The 25,071-nt window shown below is 63.5% G+C and carries 18 protein-coding genes; 7 read left to right on the forward strand and 11 right to left on the reverse strand.

What is annotated here, in order from left to right:
• The first annotated feature begins 127 nt into the window (after positions 1-127).
• The 5 genes from HPY44_07590 to HPY44_07610 all read left to right on the forward strand — a co-directional run bounded on the left by HPY44_07590 (position 128) and on the right by HPY44_07610 (position 5,570).
• Positions 128-676: a DUF1559 domain-containing protein gene (locus HPY44_07590; GenBank protein NSW55857.1), complete on the forward strand. Its 549-nt coding sequence runs from the start codon at positions 128-130 to the stop codon at positions 674-676.
• Positions 677-835: 159 nt separating this feature from the next.
• On the forward strand, positions 836-2,812 hold the full coding sequence (locus tag HPY44_07595) for a hypothetical protein (protein ID NSW55858.1): 1,977 nt from the start codon (positions 836-838) through the stop codon (positions 2,810-2,812).
• A gap of 32 nt (positions 2,813-2,844) precedes the next feature.
• A complete protein-coding gene (locus HPY44_07600) occupies positions 2,845-3,711 on the forward strand; it encodes a glycosyltransferase family 2 protein (protein NSW55859.1) in 867 nt (288 codons plus the stop codon).
• A gap of 52 nt (positions 3,712-3,763) precedes the next feature.
• Positions 3,764-4,828 (forward strand): alpha/beta fold hydrolase, encoded by a 1,065-nt coding sequence (locus HPY44_07605; GenBank protein NSW55860.1) that lies wholly within the window; start codon positions 3,764-3,766, stop codon positions 4,826-4,828.
• A 28-nt stretch (positions 4,829-4,856) separates the two neighbouring features.
• Positions 4,857-5,570, forward strand: coding sequence for an SDR family oxidoreductase (locus HPY44_07610; GenBank protein ID NSW55861.1), 714 nt, complete (start codon positions 4,857-4,859; stop codon positions 5,568-5,570).
• Positions 5,571-5,654: 84 nt separating this feature from the next.
• Here HPY44_07610 and gltA read toward each other — a convergent pair whose 3' ends face one another.
• The 5 genes from gltA to HPY44_07635 all read right to left on the reverse strand — a co-directional run bounded on the left by gltA (position 5,655) and on the right by HPY44_07635 (position 13,023).
• On the reverse strand, positions 5,655-7,055 hold the full coding sequence (gltA, locus tag HPY44_07615) for an NADPH-dependent glutamate synthase (GenBank protein NSW55862.1): 1,401 nt from the start codon (positions 7,053-7,055) through the stop codon (positions 5,655-5,657).
• Between the two features lie 42 nt (positions 7,056-7,097).
• Positions 7,098-7,946, reverse strand: a complete 849-nt coding sequence (locus tag HPY44_07620; GenBank protein NSW55863.1) for a sulfide/dihydroorotate dehydrogenase-like FAD/NAD-binding protein — start codon at positions 7,944-7,946, stop codon at positions 7,098-7,100.
• Between the two features lie 75 nt (positions 7,947-8,021).
• Positions 8,022-10,718: a beta-galactosidase trimerization domain-containing protein gene (locus HPY44_07625; protein NSW55864.1), complete on the reverse strand. Its 2,697-nt coding sequence runs from the start codon at positions 10,716-10,718 to the stop codon at positions 8,022-8,024.
• Between the two features lie 37 nt (positions 10,719-10,755).
• The gene (locus HPY44_07630) at positions 10,756-11,538 is read right to left on the reverse strand and encodes an alpha/beta hydrolase (protein NSW55865.1); all 783 of its coding nucleotides are present in this window, start codon (positions 11,536-11,538) and stop codon (positions 10,756-10,758) included.
• 144 nt (positions 11,539-11,682) lie between these two features.
• Complete coding sequence (locus HPY44_07635) at positions 11,683-13,023, reverse strand: ABC transporter substrate-binding protein (GenBank protein ID NSW55866.1); 1,341 nt, start codon at positions 13,021-13,023, stop codon at positions 11,683-11,685.
• A 126-nt stretch (positions 13,024-13,149) separates the two neighbouring features.
• On the opposite strand from HPY44_07635, the gene HPY44_07640 reads away from it, so the two are divergent.
• The gene (locus tag HPY44_07640; protein ID NSW55867.1) at positions 13,150-13,797 is read left to right on the forward strand and encodes a cyclase family protein; all 648 of its coding nucleotides are present in this window, start codon (positions 13,150-13,152) and stop codon (positions 13,795-13,797) included.
• A gap of 20 nt (positions 13,798-13,817) precedes the next feature.
• Here the strand turns inward: HPY44_07640 and HPY44_07645 are convergent, their stop codons facing one another.
• The 4 genes from HPY44_07645 to HPY44_07660 are packed head-to-tail and all read right to left on the reverse strand — an operon-like array spanning position 13,818 to position 20,191.
• Positions 13,818-17,009 carry a hypothetical protein gene (locus HPY44_07645; GenBank protein NSW55868.1) on the reverse strand — a complete coding sequence of 1,064 codons (3,192 nt, stop codon included), beginning with the start codon at positions 17,007-17,009 and terminating at the stop codon, positions 13,818-13,820.
• 47 nt (positions 17,010-17,056) lie between these two features.
• On the reverse strand, positions 17,057-18,574 hold the full coding sequence (locus tag HPY44_07650; protein NSW55869.1) for a dicarboxylate/amino acid:cation symporter: 1,518 nt from the start codon (positions 18,572-18,574) through the stop codon (positions 17,057-17,059).
• Between the two features lie 42 nt (positions 18,575-18,616).
• A complete protein-coding gene (locus HPY44_07655; GenBank protein ID NSW55870.1) occupies positions 18,617-19,375 on the reverse strand; it encodes a sulfite exporter TauE/SafE family protein in 759 nt (252 codons plus the stop codon).
• Positions 19,376-19,387: 12 nt separating this feature from the next.
• Positions 19,388-20,191, reverse strand: a complete 804-nt coding sequence (locus tag HPY44_07660; GenBank protein ID NSW55871.1) for a sulfite exporter TauE/SafE family protein — start codon at positions 20,189-20,191, stop codon at positions 19,388-19,390.
• Between the two features lie 203 nt (positions 20,192-20,394).
• Here HPY44_07660 and HPY44_07665 point away from each other — a divergent pair, with 203 nt between their 5' ends.
• Positions 20,395-22,365: a hypothetical protein gene (locus HPY44_07665; GenBank protein ID NSW55872.1), complete on the forward strand. Its 1,971-nt coding sequence runs from the start codon at positions 20,395-20,397 to the stop codon at positions 22,363-22,365.
• 110 nt (positions 22,366-22,475) lie between these two features.
• Here the strand turns inward: HPY44_07665 and HPY44_07670 are convergent, their stop codons facing one another.
• Positions 22,476-23,738, reverse strand: a complete 1,263-nt coding sequence (locus HPY44_07670) for an FAD-dependent oxidoreductase (protein NSW55873.1) — start codon at positions 23,736-23,738, stop codon at positions 22,476-22,478.
• Between the two features lie 22 nt (positions 23,739-23,760).
• A complete protein-coding gene (locus HPY44_07675) occupies positions 23,761-25,032 on the reverse strand; it encodes a Gfo/Idh/MocA family oxidoreductase (GenBank protein NSW55874.1) in 1,272 nt (423 codons plus the stop codon).
• Positions 25,033-25,071 lie beyond the last annotated feature (39 nt).

The following is a 25,071-nucleotide window of genomic DNA, read 5'->3' on the forward strand; positions in this document are numbered from 1 at the left end:
GACCGCAACAGAATGGCCTTCAGAGCGCCTGTAAACGGCTCACGTTGAGAGAAAAGGGCCCGGGCCTTCAAAAAAGACGGCCAGAGCGACGCGTAACACCCCGCCAATGGGGTTGTTCAGCGATTAGATCATCGCGATCCTCGCAGCAATACTGTTCCCTGTGTTCGCAAGGGCACGGGAGAAGGCGCGCCAGTCCAGCTGCTTGTCCAATTGCAAGCAGTTGGCTCTCGCCGCCTTGATGTACGCCCAGGACTACGACGAAAAGCTCCCCTTCGCTTCCTGCGGGGGGCAATACTGGACTTCTGTCATACAGCCGTACGTCAAGAACGTACAGATGTTCTACTGCCCGTCAGATCCCGGTGTCTTCCCGGGTTACGGCTGGAACTACTCGGGTTGCGGATACGCTCCGGGCACGCAGTGGAGCCCGGCACGCACCGGCGCCATCTACGAGGGCTGCTCGCTGGCCATCTACAACAGCCCGGGACCGTCCGAAACCTTTATGCTCGGTGACAGTGGAGCACCCACTGCTTCCTGGCAGCGGTACTATCTCTACCAATCTGCCACCTATCATCCCCGCCGCCACAATGACGGCGACAACTATGCCTTCGTCGACGGCCACTGCAAGTGGATGAAGGACGACGCCGTGAACGTCACCGACATGTGGGACGCTGACTAAGCCCACGCTGGCTGTGATCGCCAGGGACTTGTGTAGCAGGGCCGCCGGGGCCACGGCTTCGGCGGCCTTTTTCGTGCCGGGGAGGGACAGGCGCCACGTCTGGCGAATAGCCTTTCGCTCTTGCATCCACGGAATACTCCCTGCCGCGCGAGGAAAGCCTTGAGCGAACCCATGATGGTTCCGCAAGATGCCCCCGGCCCTGATGCGAGACCCCGCCCGTCTTCCTTCTCGGCACGGGCGGCGGTGGTGGGCGCCATTGCCTGTCTCCTGGTGGGGTTCGGCGCCCCGTACTCCACGCTGGTGCTCAAGGGCTCCTCGATGGATTACGACTTCTCCACTGCGGCCGCCCTGTTCCTGCTGTTCATTCTCACGGCTTTCGCGAACAATGCCGTCGCCCGCGTGCGCCGAAGCTGGGCGTTGACACCCGGCGAATGCACCACCGTCTACATCATGATGATCGTGGCCTGCGCTGTGCAAACCATGGGGCTAAGCGGGCAGCTCATGTCGATCATCACCGCCCCGTACTATTACGCCACGCCGGAGAACGACTGGGACAAGCTGCTTCAACCTCACCTGAACCCCTGGCTCGCGCCGGAATCTGAAGAGGCCATTCGGTTCTTCTACGAAGGCCTGCCTGCCGGGCGTCTCGCGCCCTGGTCGGCCTGGATCCGCCCTCTGTCCGCCTGGGGACCGTTCCTGATGGTTCTCTACTTCGTGATGATCTGCACAATGGTGATCCTGCGCCGGCAGTGGGTGGAACGCGAACGGCTCATCTACCCGCTCACCGTCCTGCCTCTGGAGATGGTAGCTGAGGGTGAGGGAACGCGCACGGCGCCGCTGTACCGTAACCCCGTCATGTGGCTGGGCTTCGCGGTGCCACTGGCCTTTGCGACCCTCCAGGGATTGCACCATTACTATCCCACCGTGCCCTCGCCCACGACCCACTGGCAGATCTCCATGTTCCGTCAGACCCAGACCATGCACTTTCGCGTCAGCTTTCCGATGGTTGGCTTCTTCTACCTCGTGGAACAGCAGACCGCTTTCAGCCTGTGGTTCTTCAATGTACTCTTTTTCATCATCCGCGGTATTCTGAACGTCCTGAAGGTCGGGATGACCGAGAACCTGGGCGTCTACGGCGCCCCGTCACCTGTCTTCGCACACCTGGGCATGGGCGCGTTCCTGGTCCTTGTCTTCGGGGGCCTGCGTACAGCGCGGGGGCACCTGTCAGAAGTTGTCGCCGGCGCGATTGGCCGCGGTGAGCCCGGAGCGGATCGCGGAGAGATTCTCTCCTACCGCGCGGCGTTCTGGGGACTACTGGTCGGGCTTGTCTTCATGACTGTGTGGCTGAACTGGTCCGGCATGCCGCTTTACGTGGCGGTGATATTTCTTATTACCGCGATGGTGTTGTTCGTGGGCCTCACGCGGATCGTTGCCGAGAGCGGGATGGCCGAAGCCGTTGCGCCGACAATCGCGCCGGGCGTGATCGTCTCGGCTCTTGGGGCCCCTGCGGTGGGGGAGAAGGGCCTGATGTCCCTGGCCATGAGCTACGTCTGGTGTTCCGACATGCGTACCTTCGTCATGGCCTCCGCCGCGAACGGGCTGAAGCTGGCCGAGAACACCACGGGCAACCGAAAGAGGCTTTTCTGGCTGATGATCCTGGCCCTGCTTGCCAGCGCGCCGATCAGCATCTACCTGACCATGCGCTGGGCGTACCAGACCGGCGGCGTGACCATGAACAGCTGGTTTTTCGCGGGCGGGCCCCTCGCGCCGCTGAAGTGGGTGCAGGTTCATTTCATGAGCCCGAAGGGGCCAAACATCCCCGGACTTGTTCTGACTGCCGGCGGAGCGGCGCTCATGGCATTCCTCGCAGGAATGCGCCAGCGGTTTCTCTGGTGGCCCTTCCACCCCCTGGGATTTGCTCTGGCCCCGGTCTGGATCATGGATCAGCAGTGGATGACGATTCTCCTCAGCTGGACCCTCAAGACCACCATCATGCGCTATGGCGGTGTGAAGATGTACCGTCGCGCCCGCGCCTTTTTTCTGGGCCTGATCCTGGGCCAGTTCTGCGCCAACGGCTTCTGGCTCATTATCGATCAGTTCGCCGGTGGAACCGGCAACATGATCTTCTGGATATGACGCGGCCATGCGCCGCCCGAGGAGAGACTGCCGTGCACGCGCCCGTCTGTGCCATTATCGTGAACTACAACAAGCTCCCATACTCGCGCCTGTGCCTGGAGAGCATCCTGCAATCCGACCCTCTGCCCGCGCAGATCGTCTGCATTGACAACGGATCAGCAGACGGCACACGAGAGTATCTGTCCGAAGAGCTCCCCGGGCTTGCACAGGGCGCCGGGGTGGACTACGCCCTCATCACCAACGAATGCAACGCGGGCGCGATCACTGCCCGCAATCAGGGGCTTGAACTGGCCACCCAGCCGCTCATTGCCTTCTGCGACAACGATCTGGCAGTCCGCAGCCGCAACTGGCTTGCGGTCCTGCAGGAAGCTCTGGAGGCCGCCCCACGGAACGGTTTCGTCGGGCCGAAACTCGTGTATCCCTTCGCGCCTTACAATATCGAGTGCGCGGGGGTCGCGATCTCTCCTCACGGTCGCGTTCAGTACCGAGGCAGGGGAGAACCCATTGACGCCCCGGAGTTCAACCATCCCTGCGAAGTCCAGTGTCTCATCAGCGCCTGTTGGCTCATGCGTAAGGAGATCACGGATACGCTGGGCGGCATGGACGAGGTCTTCAACCCTGCTCAGTTCGAGGATTTCGACCTGTGCTACCGTGCCCGCGAGAAGGGCTGGCGCGTGCTGTATGAACCGGGCGCCGAGATGTACCATTTCGAGAACGTGACCACCGACGGTTCCGTGGATGTGAAGTTCAAGTACACGACCATGAAAAACTGGCAGGAGTTCAAGTCGCGTTGGCGACGACTCTACGAACACGAGAACGGGCCGGCGGATGCGGACTGCCAGTGGGCGAAGTTGCCAACCCATCCCATCGAGTACACAGGCATTCCGCCAATCGTGTAGGAAAAGCACGGCCGGATCCCCGACTGGGGCAAGGCAGGCCCCGGAGCAACCCATGAGCCCAATACCAACAGTCCTGGTGATCTCCCTCATGTGTGTCGCCGCTTTCGCTGACGGTTCCGCGCCCACCCGCGAAGAGAAGTTTGACTGCATGTCATGGTGGGATGCCCAAGGTAACCGGCGCCCGGTCGCAGGCGCTGAAGACGCAGAGAAGCGGCGAGAGATCGCTCTCGCGCGCATGCAGCAGGTGATGGGGCCTTTTCCCGGTCCGGATTCGACCCCTCCGAGTTTCATCGTGGATGAGCGCGAAGACCTGCCCGGGGTCACACGACTGAAGATTCGATACGACACCCGGGATGGCGACCGTGTTCCCGCATACCTGTTCATCCCCGTGGACCAGCGCCCGGACATGCCCGCGGCGCTTTGTCTGCACCAGACGATACCCATCGGCAAAGGTGAGCCGGCGGGGCTTGGCGGAAGCGAGAACCTGCAGTACGCGCTTGAACTGGCCCGGCGCGGATTCATAACCCTCGCGCCTGATTACCCGCGGTTCGGCGAGAACCAGACAGATGCGTACGCGCTGGGATATGTCAGCGCCACCATGAAAGGTATCGTCAACCATATGCGCGGGGTGGATGTGCTCCAGTCGCTGCCCACTGTAGACCCGGAGCGCATCGCCTGCATCGGGCACTCCCTGGGCGGTCACAACACTCTATTCGTCACGGCCTTTGATCTGCGCATCAAGGTAGCGGTGACCAGTTGCGGGTTCTGCTCGTTCTACCGGTACATGAAGGGAGACCTCACGGGCTGGTCGCATGCGGGATACATGCCGCGAATTAGGGAGCTCTACGGCGCCAGTCCAGAGCGGATGCCCTTCGACTTCAGCGATGTGCTGGCCGCTATCGCTCCCCGGGTGGTGTTCACGAACTCGCCCACCGGGGACAGCAACTTCGACCTTCAGGGCGTGCGAGACTGCATCGAAGCGGCCGCACCCCTGTTTGGACTACTGGGAGTTCCGGGCAACCTTCGGGCCGCGCATCCGGTGTGCGGACACGACTTCCCGCCCGAGGTGCGGGAAGAAGCGTATTCCTTCATCGAGCAGGTCCTGGCGACCCGGTGACTCGATCTGAGAGAGTGGAGGGTCTGCCATGCTTCTCGACGGGAAACGAGCGGTAGTCACGGGTGCGGCAGGAGCCCTGGGCAGCGCTGTCCTGCGCGCGTTTCTGGACCACGGAGCGCAGGTGGTAGCCGTGGGCCACAGCGAGCACGCACTTCAAGAGATCGTGGGGACCGCCGGTAACGAAGCGAATCGCTGCCATCCCGTCCAGGCAGACCTGACGATTGCGGACGACGTAGAGCGGCTCAGAGGGGAGACCCTGGGGTTCATGGGCGGCGTGGACGCACTCGCCAACATCGTCGGCGGGTTTGCGTACGGTCCCAAGCTCTGGGAGATCGAGCCGGACGAGTGGCGCAGGTTGATGGACCTGAACCTGACCACCACGTTTCTCAGCTGCCGGGCTTTCATCCCAGTCATGCTTGAGGCCGGGTATGGGCGGGTGGTGAATATCGCCTCGCGCGGCGCCTTCACGGTGAAGGCCGGGACCGGAAGCTACGCGGTCTCTAAAGCCGCTGTGGCGAAGTTCACAGAGGTCCTGCGCGAGGAACTGCGTGGCACCGGAGTCACGGCAGTGGCGATCGCCCCGGGCACCATTGACACGCCGGCCAACCGCGAAGGCATGCCAAAGTCGGACCCATCAAAGTGGGTGACGCCCCATGCTCTGGCAGAAGCCATCGTTTGGCTGTGCTCGGAACAGGGCGGCATATTCAGCGGAGGAATCCTGCCGGCTTACGGAGACCTGTGATTCCGGGTAGGTCTCGGAGACAACTGACGCCTGCATCTGATCGAGGCAGGCGTCAGCTGTTTGTATGGTTGGCATGGCGCAGGATCACTTGTTCCTGAGGTACTCGTCAATCGCTGCTGCGGCTCTGCGACCGGCCCCCATGGCTTCGATAACCGTGGCCGCACCGGTGACGATGTCCCCGCCCGCATAGACCCCCGGAATGCTGGTGGCGCCGGTCTCTTCGTCCGCCACGATGTAACCCTTGCGATTGATCTCCAGGTCTGGCGTGGTGCTGCTGATCAGCGGGTTTGCACCCGCGCCGATGGCAATAACCGCAACGTCGATAGCTTCCTCATACTCCGAACCTTCGACGGGAACAGGCCTTCGCCGGCCACTGTCATCGGGCTCGCCGAGCTCCATTCTCTGCATCCAGGCCGACGTTAGCCTGCCCTGATCGTCTCCGCGGAACTCCAGCGGTACCGTGAGCAGGTGGAACTCGATGCCCTCCTCCTCGGCGTGATGTATCTCCTCGGCGCGCGCGGGCATCTCATCGCGGGAGCGCCGATAGGCCAGGATCACCTTGTCCGCACCCAGGCGTTTCGCGGTCCGAGCGGCATCCATCGCCACATTACCCCCGCCCACCACCATGACGCTCTTGCCCCGGGCGATTGGGGTGTCACTCTCCCCGAACTCGTAGGCGCGCATGAGGTTGGATCGAGTCAGAAACTCGTTGGCGGAATATACGCCGATGAGGTTCTCGCCCTCGATGCCCATGAAAGTGGGCAGGCCCGCGCCGGTACCAACAAACACGGCGTCATAGCCTTCATCATCGAGGAGTTCATGGATCGTGTCCAGCTTACCCACGACAGCGCTGGTCACGAGTTCAACGCCCAGGTCTCGCAATGCGTCGATCTCCACCTTCAGAATGCGCTTGGGCAGGCGAAACTCGGGGATTCCGTACACCAGCACGCCACCCATCTCGTGCAGGGCTTCGAAGATCGTCACCTGGTGCCCGCGTTTGGCGAGTTCGGCAGCGCAAGTGAGCCCGGCAGGGCCGGAGCCCACAATGGCCACCCGCTTGCCGGTGTCAGGTTGGCGATCAGGCCGCTCCATCAGGTTGTTCTCGCGTTCGTAATCGGCCACGAAACGCTCCAAGCGGCCGATGGCAACCGGCTCCCCTTTGATCCCCAGAACGCAGAGCTTCTCGCACTGGTCCTCTTGCGGGCAGACCCGTCCGCAGACGGCCGGGAGGACGTTGGTTTCCTTTATCTTTCGCGCAGCTTCGGCGAACTTCCCCTCGCGTACGAGGGCGATGAACCCGGGGATGTCCACCTCAACCGGACACCCCGAAACGCACGGGGACTTCTTGCATTGCAGGCAACGACTGGCCTCGGCAATCGCCTGTTCCGCGGTGTAGCCCAGAGGAACTTCATCGAAGTTGTATATCCGCTGCTGTGGAGGCTGTTCGGCCATCGGCTGACGCGGCAGTTTGGATGCACTTGCCATGAGGAGACATTCCTCCAGGTGAAAGGTCGCTCAATACAGACGCTACTTGGATTCGGGCAGGTCAAGCTTGCAGTGGGCGCCCCAGTCTCGCGCTTCGGCTTCCTGCTCCTTGTATGTGGCCTGCCGCTTCATCAGCAGGTCGAAATTGACCTGGTGCGCGTCGAATTCCGGGCCGTCAACGCAGGCGAATTTGGTCTCGCCGCCGACCTCAACACGGCACCCTCCACACATCCCCGTTCCGTCGATCATGAGTGGATTGAGGCTGACCATTGTCGGGATGCCGCGCTCTCGGGTCAGGTTGGCCACCGCGCGCATCATCGGGGTCGGGCCGACTGCCAGCACGAAGTTGATCTCTCGGCCCTCGTCGAGGATCTCCTTGAGCACATCGGTGACGAAGCCCTTGTGTCCGTAGCTGCCGTCATCGGTGGCCACGTACAATGATGGGCAGATCTCGCCGAGCTCTTTCTCCAGGATCACCAGGTCCTGGGTTCGGGCGCCGATGATTCCGATCATGTCATTGCCGACATCCTTGAGTGCCTGGGCGATGGGAAGAACCGGCGCGGTTCCGTAGCCGCCGCCGATGACGCAGGCGGTGCCGTAGTTCTCAATGTGCGTCGGCTGGCCGAGGGGACCGGCAACGTCCAGGAGACTGTCGCCTTCCTCGAGAAGCGCCAGTTCCCTGGTGGAATGCCCGACGGCCTGGAAGATGAGGGTAATTGAGCCCTCATCTAGGTCGGAGCCCACCAGCGTGAGGGGCACGCGCTCGCCGCCCTCATGGGAACGGACGATAACGAACTGCCCCGCCTTGCGCTTACGGGCGATTTTCGGCTGATAGATTCTGTAACGAAAAGTGCTCGGCGCGATTTCTTCCTTGCAGAGAATCTCATTCATCAGTGCACCTCAAAGGAGCTCTGGGCCGGCAGCGTGGCACGGTCCCGTGTTACAGCGTTCCCCCCCTGCAGGGCATCATGGACGCGGGTACTCCAGGCGAAGGATACAGCTCTGCTGCGGTGCCAGTTCACGAGGCAGAGCGTCGAGCTTCCGCACCGTGGCGTCGGGTGAGACCAGGATGCCATCGCGTAATTCCGCGCCGGTTGGTCTGAGACCTCCCGGATCAAGAGTGAACCGGGCAGTCCCGGACGTCCAATTGGTGACCAGGCAGATAAGCTCGCCCCGGGCATTTCGAGCCGCGACTGCTTCCAGGTCGTCTGGATAGGGAGGCTCTGCGCCCGGGTAGGCGATCTGGACATGGTCGACCACGCTCAGGGACTCGAAGTTCTCCCGCAACGGGCTGCCCTCGAAGAGCGCCTTGTAGATGCGCAGCAGCAATTCGGAGGCGGCGGGCCTGAATTTCGGCGGGTAGATGCGCTCGGTCCTCGTCCGCTTCTCATTGCTATAGTCCACGGGCAGCCCCGCGCCAAATTCGCCGGCAAGATAGACGACGGCGCCGTCCCCGATGGCGCGGTAGGTAATGACCGGGACATCTCCTGCGCTAGCCAGTGCGCGCGCCGACTTGTCCAGGGCAACCGACGCGAACACGCTGAACTCCTCCGTCGGACTGAGCCACTCCACGCCGGTACCTGGCTCCACGGTCAGCGGACCCATCTGTTCACCAGAGGGTGCGCGCGCAAGGCCGAGAAGCTCAAGCAGCGCTGGTCGGTCCCTGAGCTTACCATCCTCATCCAGCGTTCCGACTTCGGAAATGACCACGAGTCGGCCGCCCGAGGCCGCATACTGACGCAGGACTTCCGCTTGCCGATCGGAGATCGCGAAGGCGAAGGGAACGACCGCTATCGGATAGTCCGAGAGCTGCTCGGCGGTGACGGATTCCAGGTAATACAGGTCCACAGGCACCGCCGACCGAAGGAGGTGCATCAGCGGCTCCACTTGTGCCCGGGATGCGTAGCGCGCATCCTTGCCGGAGTGGGTCAGAACCGGCTGTGGCTCGGGTTCGGTGTTGAACCGCCACCAGTCTTCCGAAGCGCGGCTGTGTAGAAGGGCGATGCGCTTGATTGGGGTCAAACCCTCGAACCACGGATCGGCCTCTTTGAGCGCCTGATAGGCAGCCTTTACCGTGGCGTATGTGAAAGCTGGGTCCGACGCGGTGGCCGTCTGGCCTGTAATGTGTGAGTGGTGCCACCAGGCAAGCTCTCTCGCGCCGTGAAACACCGAGCTAAACGCGGCGCCGTAGACTTCCACCGGCTCGAGCTCGCGATGCTCGGGACGCAGCCGCGAAGCCTCCAGAACCGACCCGCACTGGCGCAGGGGATGTGCGCCGGATAGCCGCTCGCAAGTCTCGGTGACATACCAGTGGGTAGAGTCCCCCAGGTAATTGTGCAGCAGGATGTAGGGGTCTGTCGTAAGGAAGTCGATCTTGGTGCCGTACCCCACCTGGTCCCACGCCACGCCCACGGTCCACCAGCGATCGGAGCAGACCGGGGTCACACACAGCAGTGAATCCGCACGGCAGTCCGGGTTCGCCTGCTTCACAGCTTCGGCGCTCTTGCGCAGCCATTCGGTGGTGGTCTGATAACGGAAGCGAATGTAGTCGCGCCAGGCGTTGGTCTGCTGGACCGTGGACAGATCAGGCATGTCGGTCCCGAATCTCGCCCGGTAAATGGCGCGACAACCGGGACCGTCGCAGTATGGCGGCATCCGCTCATAATACGCGCGCACCGCGTCGTCCCGGTGATTGGCGAAGTCCCGTTTGAGGCCGCGGTTGTCGTAATTGTACTCATCGGGCACAAGACTGATGCCCGCAATGTCCTGGCGCGCTATGTCGCCCATGACTGCGACCCAGTTCTCGCCCCACTTCTCGTTCGGACAGTAGTAGGCCGGAAAGCGCGGATCATCCACGCCGTCGAAGGGTTGTGGCAGGGAGCCCATGGTCACCCAGACGCCGATACCTCGCTGCTTGAGGAACTCCAGGAACTCGGCCAGCGGACTGGGGCCGTCATAGTGCCTGCCGAGAAGATCCGACTCCCAGCATGGAGCGCTCGGAGACAGGTAAATGTGCATGGCATTCGCGTTCAGGTCCAGGTACTCTGCGACCAGTTTGTCTCGAGCTTCCGTATCCACGCGGTCGTCGGGCTCGAAGCCGGGATTACGCAGGAGATTCCCGCCGTCAACTTCGCCCAGGAACAGGTCGTCGAACCAGACCTTGCCGGACTTCTCGCGGATGAAGGCGTGGAAACTGGCACTCTTCACGGGCTTCTCCGGCGTCACGACTGACTCCGCATACTCCCAGTCGTGGGTGCCCGGCCGGAACGCCGCGATTTGCATATGCCAGGGGGTGCCGTCAGCCAGCACCATGTCCACATACAGCGAGTATTCGTAACCGGTTCCCGGGGCCACGTCCTGGGCCTTGCTCCAGCCCGCGATCTTGATGGGCTTCGGCTCGGCCTGGTTCAGGGAGACGGTCTGGCGCACTCCGGATCCGGAGCCGCGACCGCCGCCGGTGTTGTCGCACAGCAGCGCACCGGCGCCGCTGAACTTCACGTCGGTCACATACTGCGGAGCACCGCGGAATTGCGCCCAGACCGCAGTAGCGATTGCAGCGGACGGATTGCAGTAGATGCCTCGGGTGACATTGCTCCGTGGCTGATAGCCCCACGTGTGCGAAGCCACAAGGGCGACGAGAACCAGCGAACTTGCCCAGCGCATCGCGCGGCCTCCCGCATTATTGGGCGACGGAACAAACTCAGAACCCGAGCCCGGCGAGCCACTCACAGCAGAGCTTGGCCCAGCTCGCGACGTGGGGGTCTTCGGGCGCGAGACCAAGGCCGTGCCGGCCCGATTGGTAGATATGCAGTTCGAAGGGCACCCCGCACTTGCGCAGAGCGCTCGCGAACAGGATGCTGTTCTCCACCGGCACTCCGGCGTCATCAGCGGTGTGCCACAGGAAAGTCGGAGGGGTGTCTCCGGTCACCTGGGTCTCATTGGATAGCGAAGAGATCAGCTCTGCCGGCGCGTTCTCGCCCAACAGGTTGCGCAGCGAGCCGAGGTGCCCGAATTGTCCGAAGCTGATGACCGGGTAGCAGAGCACAAGCGCATCCGGACGGCAGGAGACCCGGGCAACGGGGTCGGCCGAGTTTGGATCTCCGGCGTCGTAATGCGTCCCCGCGGTGCTTGCCAGGTGCCCACCGGCCGAGAAGCCCAAAATCCCGATCCTGTCGGGCAGAATGCCCCAGCATTGAGCGTTCACTCGAACCGTACGAATGGCGCGCTGGGCGTCCATGAGCGGGTACGGGTGCCGGTACGACGCGACCCGGTAATGGCAAACGAAGGCGTGGATGCCGGCCTGGTTGAGCATGCGTGCGATGGGCTCGCCTTCGTGATCGGCCCGGCCCGCATAGCCGCCACCTGGGCAGACCACCACAGCGCCTCGCGGTTTCGGGGTGTCGACCAGGAAGGGAACCAGGGTCGGGACGTGACGGGGCTCGCCAGTGTGGATTCCGGGTACTTCGCCGGGCCAGAGGTTCATCGGTTGTGAGTTCGTGATGGGTGATGTCATGGGGTCCTCTGCATGGTGTCTTGGTAATCAGAAAGATGGTAGACGACGCTGCATGGTACGAACCCGCGCTCCGCGCGGTAGTGGACGGCGCAGGCGGACGGCCAACGAAGCCCCTCAGTCAAACCGCTCCGCGCGTGACAACTCCCAGTCCAGCCGCTTCTGCATGCGCACGCGCACCTCACTCAGAGCCTGTTTCGGCGTCTTCCGGCAGAGCCAGATTTCGTCAAAGGCGTTGGCCATTTCGCCCGTGAATTCGCGGGAGATAGACAGATGCGGGCTGCTCACAGCGTTTGGGCTGCCGGCGAGGTCGGTGAAAACCTCGATCTCCGGGTTCGGGTGCTGTCGGAAGAACTCGGGGGTGGGATTCAGCAGCGGCGTGAACTTGCGTTGGCCGAGATTGAGCAACTCCGAACCCTTGTGGGTGGCAAGGAAGGCAAGGAACTCGAATGCCTCGTCCGGGTGTTTCGCTCCGCGAGGGATGATGACCACATCCTCCTCGGCCACTGTAGTGTTCGCCAGGTCGGGGCGGTCCTTCGGGTGCGGGAAGGGCGCTGCGCCCCATTCGACCCCAGGTGCGTACTTGTCCAGGAAGTTATACATCCACACGCCCTGCATTTCCATGGCCACCTTGCCGGCCATGAAGGCGTTCTGCGGGGATGAGAAGTTCCCGAAGCCGCTCTGGAAGGTCTGTAGCGCCTCGACGCCATACTCCCGCGCGTACTTCTGCACCCATTCGAATGCCTGGACGTTCTCGGGTGAGTCGCAGGTGATCTTCGACTCGCCATCCCACAGCTGACCGCCGAAGAAGTAGCCCCACGCCCAGTTCCACCAGCCGGGCTCGGCCGGGATGAACCCCATCTGAATGATCTTGCCATTCTCGCGTTTCGTGAGCCGCGCCGCCATCTCGTCCAGTTCCTCGATGGTGCGAGGGGGCCTGTCAGGGTCGAGCCCGGCCTCGCGGAAAAGTCCCTTGTTCCAGTGCAAGGCCGTGGTCGCGGGCGTTGTCGGGATGGCATACAGACTGCCGCGGTAGACGCACATGTCCCAGAACTGGGGAATGAACAAGCTCCTTGTGATCCCATGCTTCTCGCAGTATTTGTCCAGGGGCAGGGCTGCACGCTTCTGGGCGTACGAAACTACATCATTGGACCACAGGCCCGCAATGTCCGGCGGGATGCCACCTGCGGCGGCCATGAGGGTCTTCTGATCGATCTGGCTGACCGTGAGAAGCTCCACGAAAATGCGGTCCTGGGAGGCGTTGAAGGCGTCCACGGTATCGCGCATGGCGTCGCCCTCAAACCCGGTCCATTTCTCCCAATAGGTGACGTGGACTTTCCCGTCGTCAGGCTCCCTCTCCCTCGTGCATCCGGGCAAGAGAGCCATCGCGAGGGCCGCCCCCAACGCGAAAATGTGTGCGCGGTTCATGAAGGTCACCCGCGGGCAGTTCGACAACATGGGGCCGTCTCCCTGCGTGCCATTGCGGGACTTCACCGGCATGCGGGGGTCCTGTACAATCAGGCGGAGCTCTTCAGTTGCCGCTCTCACTGGCGGATACCGTCCGCTCTTCCGGAGGTTGCTATAATGAAAATCGTTGACATCAGCGGCCCGATCTACTCAGGCATGTGGACCTACGGCGGCACTTACGGTGAAGTTCAGATCGCTGAAGTGCCCCAGCTCGAGGCTGTGGAGCACGTGACTTACTCCTGGCGAATGGCCATGAGTGTGCAGTCTGGGACCTATCTTGAGACCTCGCTGCACGTGGACCGCAATGGCCCGGCGCTCATTGACATTGCCCTCGAAGACCTCTGGATGGTGGACTGTGCGGTGCTGCGGGTCCCGAAGGAGCCGGACGGGATGATCACCGCGCGGGACCTCATAGACTGCAATGTCCCTGTGCAGCGAGGCGACGCCGTGATCGTGGCCACCGGATGGGACGCCCACTGGCGCGAGCCGGATTTCGTCACCAACTGCCCATGGTTCAGCGCGGAAGCGATGCACTGGATTCTGGACCACGAACCGGTGATCCTCTGCGGCGACGTGCCGCGATTTGACTCCTGGGCGGATCCCCAGGGCTTCTGGGATCGGTTCTTCGGGCAAGGCACGCTGCTTCTTGCTCCTGCGGTCAACCTGATGAACATCGGCGCGGACCGCGTGAAACTGTGCGCACTGCCCATGAAGCTCGAAGAGTCATGCGCCGCGCCCTGCCGGGCGGTGGTGGTCGAAGAGTAGCGGTGCGGTACCCCAGCATCTCAGTTCCATGGGCCGGCGTTGATCCACAGAGGCACCCGCGCCTGATCCAGCTGCTTGCCCTCGGCCGTCAGCCTCACCCCAAGCTCGTACCTCCCGGGCTTTAGCGAAGCAGTCCCCAGGTGCAGATAGGTGCGTCCGGTCGGCCCCGGTTCCAATGTGGTTCGCTCATTGCACTCGGGGCCGGTGAAGATCACATTCAGCACCGAGCGCCGAAGCAGGCCGCGGTCCAGATTGCGATCAGCGGTTATGTCAATTCCCGGCTGGCCTGCCAGGAGCATGGTGCGTTGCGGAGTGATCGTCAGGGGTTGGTCCAGCCAGCGCGCCGAGACCACGGTCAGCGCCGTGCTCCGCGTTGGTCGGACCTGAGAGGGCGCCAGGTCCCGGGCCAGACGCAGGCGCGCTCGTTCATCCAGCGGTCCCTGCGGCGCGTCCGAGGGCTTCGCCCACATGCTAATGGGCTGAAGCTGAATCGCCACTGTGTTCAGGTCGCGCGCATTCAGTTCGAAGGGCACTGTGAGCCGGTCCGCGCCGGGTAGGAGCACGGTCCGGATGCGCTCGGGCGGAGCACCGGAAATCGTAACAGTGAGGTCCACTTCTGCCAGTCCGTCAGGGTTCGAGATGTCCAGTGTGATCCGGTTTGCCCCCCACAAAGCGGGCGAGCACTGCACACTGTCTATCGACAGCGCGCCGGTATGCATGATCAGCCGGCCGAATCGGGCCGGGCTGTGGTAGCCGCCGAAGGTCGGCGACCAGCAGGCGTATTCGGAGCCCCCGGGAACGCGGCGGGTGCGGGTGAAGTTTGCGTAGAGCGAGCGGGCCCCGTCCCATCCCAGTGCCACAAGCGGGATCGACATCTCCACGCACCATCCGCCGGGACACGCGGCGGCGCTCACAGTCCAGTCCGCGTTCCAGGATGCGTCTGAACGGATTGCAGAGCCCCTGGGAGCCTGATTGCCCAATGCGCCCTGAACGCGTACCCGCGCGTCGTAGCGCGTCCCCCGGCTGTTGGCGACGAAATGGCAGTAGTTGCGCGGGTCGGGCGATGCGCCGAGGAACACCTCCACGGAATCGTCCGACCACACTGGTCCGTCGTCCTCTGTCACATCCGCGCGCACAAGGTCCATCTGGTCCTCCTCGCATTGGAACGCCACGTAGAGCCGCGATCGGTCGCGCATTGCGAAGACCTTCGTTGAGCGCGGCGCGGAATGCCCGTGTTCATCGGTGAGCACCGCGACCTCGTAGACGGGGGACCAGTCGCCGAGGTCGCCGTCAAGCACGGGGGGAGTAGAGACGAGGGGAGCACAGGCCGCTGGGACCGCCGGCTCGAACTCCGGCCGGATGTCCGGCAGCGCTCCGGACTCGAAAACCGGCTTGCCTTGCCGTTTCTCACCTGGAGCGTTCGGGCGAGCGAGTGCGCCACCCAGCGCCTGGGCGCAGTCGAAGAGCAGTTCGCAGACCCGCCAGCGCAGAACCTGGGCCGAGTCCGAGGGCAACTGCCCGTCGTCCAGCCACGGCACGTCATTGAGGATCCGGGCCAGCTCTGCCCTCGTTGACCGGGCCACGACGGCGGCAGCGGGTGATTCAGACGCATCGAGTTCCGACAGAGCCCGGTCGAGTAAGTCCAAATAGCGCACGTCGTCGACAGCCTCGCGAATTCCCTCCCACTGAAGCGTCGGGATGTTCGCGGATCCCCCGGATCGGCCCGGGTAGGTGATGCAGGCGTCCTTCGCTTCGGCCCCTGTTCCGTCGAAGTCGTTGAAAGGGTCGCCGTTGGGGCGCTGGAATGTCCATGCCCAGCACGCCTGGGCGCCGGTTTTGTGGAACAGGAACCCGCCGAGATGCCGGTTCACCGCGACGGAACCCTCCTGCCCGGTGTAGCAGCCGATCCCATACCACCAGTAGTCGTCACCGGCAGCCTCGCACTCATCTTTCCGGGCCTGCGCCTGCTCGGCGTTCCCTGCACAAAAGCCGACACCATAGCAGCGCACATCGAGGTACGGGTCCAGCACATTGTTGGCAAAGTCAATGTCGGCAGTGGTGAAAGTCCGGTAGCCCGCATCGTGCAGAATCCGCAGGGTCTCCAGGGCCTCCTGCCGCACCGCAGGGTGCCCTCCGGGTTCGTCAACGGTGTGGTAGACGAACCTGGGCCAGGCCTTGCGCACCCGCAGGTCTTCCACAGCACCCGCGATCTGCAGTAGCGTCTCGGCGAACTGCGGACCGTAATCGTCCGCTTGCAGCCCCCGCAGTCGGCGAACGAGACTGGCAATTCCCTGCAGGCTGATGACGATCGGCTCGGAGAGGTTGGCGTCCAGATACAGGTCCACGTGGCGCTGGAACTCGGTCAGATCGGCTTTGACGCGCCCATCTTCCCACGTGAAAGCTCCATGTGTCAGCGGGTACAGAATGCAGCGGGTCACGCCATTGATGCGCCAGTCCACCATCTCGTCCAGGATGCGGTCGTCCGACCGGCCTCGCCAACGCCCGGTGTCCGGCCAGAGCCCCCAGAAGCGGTTCTTGGGCTCCTTGAGCACAAAAGGCACAACGCGCAAACTGATGGGGACGACCGCCGTGCGCAGACCCTCCGCGACCCGCACATAGCCCTGATACAGATCGGGCTGGGTGCCCGGCGGTACATAGACGCTGACCCAGAACTGCTGGACTTTCCCGGCTGACACCGACAGGCGCTTGGCGCTTTCCAGAAGCTCGGGGATGACGTAGTAGGAAGAACTGCGCCACGAGGTGCGCTGAGGCCATACCGTGACCGCCCTGACGTCGACGCGGTACTCCTTGAGTGTCCTTCCGTGAGTGCTGATCAGTGGGCCCGATGTGATGTCCAGCGGCCCTGTGTCGCGCAGAGCGTATACCGCGAAGGTGGCGGGTTCGAACTCTCCCGGCGCGCTGAAGACCTGCATCGGCGCGCCGATCTCGGCCCTCACCGGTCGGTAATCCGGTCCGATCCCGTCGGTGATGGAGGGCACAAAAGCGATCCAGCCGCGCTCCTTGTCTTCAACAGACGGCGTCGGAAATGGCCGCTCAATGCCCCAGGGCTCCCGGGTGTACTCCACTCCGCCGAAATTGGCGGTCTCGCAGTGCGCAATGGATACGGCAAGAGCGCAGCAGCAGTAGAGCACCTTCGGCAGAAGACGCGCACTTGCGAGGCCGGGGCGATCAGGGTTGGTCAGACGATGCATTCGTGGCCTCCGGGAAGGGCTGCCAGATGGATCTTCACGGCACCGGTCTATTCGCCGGCGGGGGAAGCGAAGCCTTCCACCCAGGCATTGGACCGCTTCTCGAGGGTTTCTACCACAGCGCTTCCCACGGCGTCTCCCCAGACATTGATCGTAGTGCGGAAGCGGTCGAGGAGCCAGTCGATGGTGAGCAACAGCGCCACTCCCTCGTGAGGCAGGCCGACCGCGGTAAGAACCATCAGCATGGTGACGAGACCGGCTTCGGGGATCCCCGCTGCGCCGATGGAAGCAAGGGTGGCGGTGAGGAAGACGATGACCATGGCTGCCGCGTGAAGTTCGATTCCGTACGCCTGCGCGATGAAGATCGCCGCCACGGCCTCATACAGCGCGGTGCCGTCCATATTGATGGTGGCTCCCAGGGGAACCACGAACCCGGCGACTCTTGGCGACACTCCATTTCGCTCCTCCGTGCCCTGCAGGGTGAGGGGGATCGTCGCCGAACTCGACGCAGTGCAGAAGGCATTGAGCAGCGCCGTCGCCATGTTTGCAGCAAAACGGAAAGGATTGCGCCTGCCCACCGCCCACAGGATGAAAGGCAGTACCACTATGCCGTGCAGCGACAGGCCCGCAACCACCGTGACGAAATACCGTGCAAGACCCACGAGTTCGGGGACAAAGCCCTCGAAGCCGCCCGCCTGGGCGATGCGTCCGGCAACAAGACCGAAAATCCCGATCGGCGCCGCGCGCATGACCAGATGCACGATGCCCATGACCGCGGCGTTCAGGGAATCGAAGAGCGCGATAGCAGGGCGGCCCCGGTCGCCAAGGGTGGTCAGCACGCCCCCCAGGAGCAGGGAGAAGACGATGAGCGGCAGTACCTGGTTATCCGCCATCGCCGCGAACAGGTTCCGAGGAAGCAATCCCCGCAGGACCTCTTCTGTGGTCTCGCGCACTGTCTTTGGTTTGCCCTTGATCTTCTCGGCGATGGGCAGCCCGATCTCGATGCCCTTCCCGGAGGCTCGCGGCTCTGCGGGATTCCCCTCGGCATCCGTCCAGGGCCCGGTTTGGATCCAGCCGGTCCCCACCTCTTCGATGGGCGCGGTCAGACCCTGATCGACTAGAGTGACCACGAAACGGCTGTCGTAGTCTGCGCGCTGCAGGCCATCGGAGAAGGTCACTCGGGGGCCGGTCAGGGAATACTCGGCTCCCGGAATGCTCTCGCCGTGGCTGATCCCCGCGCCGGGGCGCACCACATTGACCAGCAGGATTCCCCACAGGACGGCGAGGCCGGTGGTGAACAGGTAGTACAGGATCGTGTGCCGGCCGAGGGACCCAAGCGTGCGGATGTCGCCCATGCCTGTGACCCCGGTGATCATCGAGAGCATGACCAGCGGCGCGACGATCATCAGCAGCGCATTCAGGAACAGGTCGCCAAGGACCGAGACTGCAAGGCCCGCTTCGGGGGAGAAGCCTCCCAGCAGCGCTCCCGCGAGCATGCCGGCGACTACTGCGGGGAGCAGCCAAGGCGGGGTCGAACCCGAGGAATGCCGCGATGAAGGGGTGTCCATGGATCGCCTCACAGGATTGGAGATTTGCGCAGAGCGCCGGCTTCAACCGCTGATGAAGAGGCGCACGGCAATGACCACCAGGAACACCGACACGAACAACTCCAGACCCCGCGCCGGGATGCGTTTGAAGGCCGCGTAGCCCACGAGCATGCCGATCAGGGAGCCGGGCATGCACCAGGCGGCGGTGGTGAGTAGTTCGGCCGTGTACAGCCCCCGTGCCGCGAACATCACCATGCCAAGCACCACGCTCGCGGTGAAGCAGGCCTGCAGCGTAGCAGTCCGCTGCTCCTTGGACCAGGGCATCGAGTAGACGTAGGCGATTAGCGGCGGGCCACTGGTGCCGAACGCTCCGCCGAGAGCACCCGACGCGACCCCGGCGAGTAGCGCCAGAGCGGTGCCGTGGCGCGGTTCGTGATGCGGAGCCCCGTCACTGGGACCGTTTCGCAGGCCCGCGCGCCCAGCACGGACAGCGGCGATGACGAGCACCACCGCAAGCCCCCGCAAGAGCACCTCCCGAGGCCAGTTCACCAGCACGTGCACCCCGAAGGGCGTCCCGATTGCCACTCCGCTCACAAGTGGAAGCACGCGGCGCGCGGATACGTGCCGCCGCAGACGGAGAAGTACATACCCGGTCACCGGCGCGTTCAACAGGGCAATCAGCGGGGTCACGCTGGTCAGTTCGGTCATCAGCGAGAGCGGGCCGACAGCGGTCAGTGCGAACCCGAAGCCCGATGCGCCCTGCACTGCAGCGGCGGCAAAGACAACGAGCAGCGCTTTGATGATCTGCGGTCCGGGGCTCAACGAGGCATCATCCTAGATCGCTCCCGGCCAGATGAAGAGCTTGATCGCGACCAGTAGCAGGAAGACCGCAACGAACAGTTCCATTGCTCGGGGTGGAAATCGCCGGAAGATCGCTTGTCCCAGCACCATCCCCAGCGCGCCGGCGGGGATACAGAGAAGCGACACCAGCACAATCGTCATGTCGTAAAGACCTGACGCGCCGTACGTCACGATTCTCGTTGCCAGGCTGATCGCGAAGATCGCCTGAAGCGTCGCGGTCCGTTCCTCTTTGGTCCATGGGCGGCAGTACACGTAAGCAATCACCGGCGGACCACCTGCACCGTATGCCCCCGCGAGGGCGCCGGTGACCAGTCCGATAATCCCGGTATTCGCCCGGTGGCGCGTCCCGGAGCAGGTTTCTTCCGCGGGAGGGTCGGTGCTGTCGTTTGCGTTCCCATTGCCATTCCGGGCCCGGAACGAGCGCACCGAGGCTAACACGAGCACGACCGCCAGCACCCGCAGGAGGATTTCCTGGGGGCACTTGATCAGGAAATACGCGCCCAGAGGCACCCCCAGCACCATCGTGACTGCGATGGGCCAAACGTGGTCCCATTTCACGTGTCGGCGCAGGACCCAGAGTACGTAGACAACCACCGGTGTGTTCAGCAGGGCCAGGAGTGGACTGGAGACGGTGAGCTGGAGAAAGAGTGAAAGGGCCGCCACGGCGAACAGCCCGAATCCGAACCCGCTGGCTCCCTGGATGATGGAGCCAACGAATACGATTCCCAGGAGAGTGGGGAGTGTGGTGGCGTACTGCTCCAGCATGACTGGTACCATGGCAGGGCGGAGATAACCGGGCAACGGACAGCCAGGCTCGCGCCGGAGCCTGGCAGGAGCCATATTGCCATATTCTGGGTGTGGAGGCAAGGCACGCGGCCGGTCGAAGGGCCTCCTTGCCGAGCCCGTCCCCGTTGGTTAAGATAGTGCGAGCCGCGTGGGGTGAGTCTCAGCCCCAATTGCCCGCACGGGAAACAGGACAGATGAGCGAACAGCCGAGGCCATTCGAACGCGGCCTGACTCTCCGGTCGATGCTGGTCTTCGCCGCGATCCTCGCCCTCAGCAATCTGTGGGTTCTGCGCACGGAGCTTCTCACCGGGAGCTACGCCACTGGAGGCACTCCGCCTGCCATTGCTGTTGGGTGGCTGCTCCTGCTGCTGGGGATCGCCGTCACTTTCGGGCGGCTGTGGAGGCCCCTGCGCCTGTCGCGCCCCGAGCTTCTGGTCATCTACGCCTGCCTGGCCCTGGCCGTGCCCATGTCCAGCTACGGTATCATGCGGGCCTTCCTGCCCCATCTCACCGTCCTGTCCTACTTCGCCGAACCCACCAATGAGTTTGCCAAGATGTGGTCGATGCTCCCGGACTGGCAGGTCGTGCGAGACGAGGAGATTATCCGGCAGTGTTTCGAGGCCTCGCCCAATGAACGTGTGCCGTGGGCCTTCTGGATGCCGGTTCTTGGCCGCTGGTTCCTGCTCTTCGCGGCCATCTTCCTGTGCGTCAGCGGCATGCTCAGCTTCTTTCGCCGCCGCTGGGTGGATGGGGACCGGTTGCAGTTCCCGATCCTCTACCTCCCCACCCAGATACTGCCGGCGACGGGCGAGGGTCTGAGCCTGTTTTCAAACCCCATATTCTACATCGGGTTCATTGCCGCATTCGTGGTGAACCTGGGCAATGTCCTGCGTGCCTTCAACCCCGGGTTCCCGGCCATGGGCACGGTCACCGAACTTGGGAACATCTTCACCGAATCGCCCTGGGATGCGGTGCGGCCCTTCCGCTGGCATCATTTCCCCCAGGTTTTTGGCCTGGGCTACCTGGTGAATCTTGAAGTCCTCCAGTCTGTATGGTTCTTCTTCCTGCTCAACAAAGGTCTGGCCGTAGGCGCCCGGGCCTTCGGTTACGACAATCCGGCGATGCCCTTCATGGCCGAGCAGTGTTCCGGCGGCTATCCGGTAATGGCGCTGATCCTCGCCTTCCTCGCGCGGAAGGAGATCGCAGATGTGTTCCGGCGGGCCTTCGTGGCTGTGCGGGGCAATGAGCAGCACAATGAACCGCTGCCTGCGTGGGGTGCCGTGCTGGCTTTCCTGGGCGGGCTTGCTTTTGCCGTCATCTGGTGCAATCTCACCGGGATGAGCGTGGTACTGGCGCTCATTTTCTTCGGGGTCGTGCTGTCATATTCGCTGGTCTATGCTCGCATCCGCGCCGAAGCAGGGATCCCGTACAGTCAGGTCTATCCCACGGATTTCCCTCTGCTGAATATGCAGATATTCCTGGGTTCGAGGGGGCTGAAGGCGCTCGGACCTGACAGCAGCATGGTGGCGCTGGGCAGCCTGGGGTGGCTGTCGTATCACTACTACTCGCATTTCATGGCCGCCTACCAGCTCGACGGCTTCCGTCTGGCTGATGACGCTCATATTCGCCGCGGCGAAATGACCGGCGCGCTTTTCATCGCCATGGCGCTCGGCTTCGCTGGTGCGGCCTGGGCGCATCTGAGCGCCTACTACCAGTACGGGCAGAATATCGTGGACGGCGCCACCGGTCTGGGCGATCACCGGGCAAAGGTGGCGGTGAACACTTTCACCAGCATGGAGCAGTTGATGGCGGGGCGCGTGATGCCCGACGTGACCCGCATGGGCTTCGCCATCGGCGGCGGAGCGGTGACCCTGGCCCTCGCCTCCCTGCGCTTCCTGTTCCTGCGCTTCCCGCTACACCCGCTGGGCTATCTGATCGCCACCTCGTACCAGAACGAGTGCCCGATCTGGGGCGACATCTTCTTGATCTGGCTGGTGAAATCCCTGATTCTGCGGCTTGGTGGGGTGCGCCTGTATCGGCAGCTGATTCCGTGTTTCGTGGGAATTGCCCTGGGACAGTTCTTCTGGGGTGGAATTGTCTGGGGGAACATCACGCCGTTGGTTCCGCTGGAGATCGCGAAGCGCTACTGGCTGCCGCGGGTCTAGCGGCTATCGCCGTTTTCGCCCCTCATCCCGAAACCCACCGACCGGCTGCATGCTCCGCGGGGGAGAGACCAGACGCGCGCGGGCACGACGCGCCGGGATGAGGCTATCCCCTACGGTACGATTGCCCCATGCTCCCGCAATACCGCCACAAGCTCGCTGTGCGGCACCTGCAGCGGCGTCACTGCGGCCCGGCAAGCCAGGGCAGCGCAGGCACCGGCCGCCTGCCCGATGGCCATGCAGGTTGCCTGGACACGCAGCGCCGAGTTGGCCAGGCGATCGCTGCTCACCGACCTCCCCGCCACCAGTAAGTTTTCGCTGCCTTTCGGCACAAGCGCTCGCAGGGGAACAGTGGGGACCGTCCCCGGGCTGAGGGGTTGAGGCGTTACGCCGTGTTCGTCATGCACGTCGATGGGGTAGAAGGCATTGCACACAGCGTCTTCGAACGTGCGCCCCGACATGTAGTCCTCGACGGTGATCGTCGTTTCGCCCACAATTCGGTAGGTCTCGCGCACCCCGACTTCCGCCTGACACTGGATGACCCGGGCATCTTCGCAGCCGGGAAGCGAGCGGATGAAGCGCAGTAGGCGCAGCATCGACGCGCGCCCTGCGATGTTGGTGTTCGTGTAGGCGACCGAGGTGGAGGAGTCGGCGTCCGGGATGTGGTTGGCATTGATGCCCCGGCCCTTCAGGAAGTGGATGAACTGCCCGTCGGGGCTGGAGAAATCGCTGCGCCGCAGTGCGCCGGACTCCAGGGCAGCGCGGTAGCGGGATTGGATCAGTTCCGGGTCCAGGGCGTCGGGATCATACCCCCCGAGCACCATGATCAGCGTTCCTGGCTGGATCACCTCGTCGCGACGGCGCTCAAAGCCCAGCATGCCCACGATGTCCGCGCCGCCGGTGCAGTCGATGACCTGCCGGCAGGTCACAGCCCGGCGCACTCCTCGCCCCGCAGTCTCGACGCGCCAACCGGGGTTCTCCGGTTCCGCGTCGATTGCGGTCTCGTAGTAGTGCAGGACGACCCCGGCGTCCAGGCAGGTCTCCTCGGCGAGCGCCGCGTAGACCGGCCCATTGATCCTGACGTGATGCTGCGAGTGGCGCGGAGGCACGACGCTGAAGTCCGGCAGGGTCCCGGAATCCAGGTCCACCGCCTTCAGGACAAGCTCCCAGCCGATGCCCGCGATGACCTGCCTGCCCCAGGCGTGGAACAGTCCCGGGAACGAGACGCCGCCGGTGGTCATGGTGCCACCCAGTTGCGGTCCGGCCTCGATGATCGCCGTGCGCGCTCCGAGCTTCGCCGCCTGAATGGCAGCGATATGCCCGGCAGTCCCGCCGCCGATAATCAGGACATCCGCATTGTCCGTGATGTAGTCCATGTGGGCTCCCGCCGATCACGGCTCAGACTACCGGCTTTGTATAGATGCGCTTCTTCCCCGCATGTCCGTCGTAGATGGTGATCCCGTCCGGGCCGAAGCCCGCGCTCACCACCGGCGGCTTGCCCTGGTCGAAGTAAGCGCTGTTGCGCTGCATGACCTCTCGGGCCGCGTGGATAATCGCCACCGGAATGCGCTGGGATGCAGCATCCGGGTAGCTCCCCTCGAGTTCGGACGCTGTTGCGCGCCCGGTGAGGCAGCGGACGATGCGCTCCATACAGTCGATCAGGCTGTCCTTGCCGTAGCCCGTGCAGCCGAAAGAGCCGTCGGGTCGGGGCACCCAGCGGAAGAAGTGGGTATTGCTCGTGCGCGAACCCTTCCGCTCGATCCAGTAGCGCAGGCCGCGATATTGTGAGTCGGATTCGATCTTCCCGTTGCCGCCGATGAAATGGCTCTCCTGATTGACCGGACCCTCGAAATCTTTCGGGGTGAGCCACGTATTCTCGTAGCTGATGGCCATGCCGTTGGTGTGGGTCACGAAGACCTGAACGGCGTCGAAGGCGTCCTTGCCGAATTCACTGCGCAGGCGCTGCTTCTCGCCGAACGCGAAGAGACTCATGGGCACGAGTTTGAGATAGTGGCAGAAGAGGTCGACCCAGTGGATGCCCACATAGGTGAAGGGGTCGCTGTCTTCGGCCCACTTGAAGATAGAAGTGGAGACCTCAAGGGGCTCTTCCAGGACCCCGCGTGCGTGGATCGGCAGGCCCATCTGCGGCGCAAGTTCCCGGAAGATCTTCAGGTGGTCCGGGTCGTAACGCTTGTGCATGTCCACACCGACGATCAGGTTCTTCGCGCGGGCGCTCTCGATTATCCGGTCGGCCTCGTCCAGGCTCAGGCACAGGGGCTTTTCGGCGATGACGTGTACCCCGGCCTCAAGCGCGCACAGAATCGGCTCAGTGTGCAGGTGGTCCGGGGTGGCGACGATGAGCACGTCCAGGTCCGGGTGGTCGGCGATGATCTGCTCCCAGGGCGCGTCACCGTGGTAAGCCATCGGCTTGATGCCCGCGTTCCTGCGGTTGAGTGCGCAGCCCTTGCGGGCCGACTTCTCGGACCGGGTACCAATGGCGACCATCTCGAAGCGCAGGTCCCGGTAGTCGGCGGCGCGGTCGTCAAGCCCAATGCGGTCGAGATACGGCGAGATGCCGTTGCGTTGCAGGTCCCACATGGAACCGGCCACCACGTCGCTGCCGAACATCCCGTAGCCCACCTGGGCGATCTTCACGGTATTGCCTGTCATAGTCGCGGCCTCCGGTCTTCAACTTCGCAATGCATCATT

The sequence above is a fragment of the Armatimonadota bacterium genome (assembly GCA_013314775.1).
Classification (GTDB): Bacteria; Armatimonadota; Zipacnadia; order Zipacnadales; family JABUFB01; genus JABUFB01.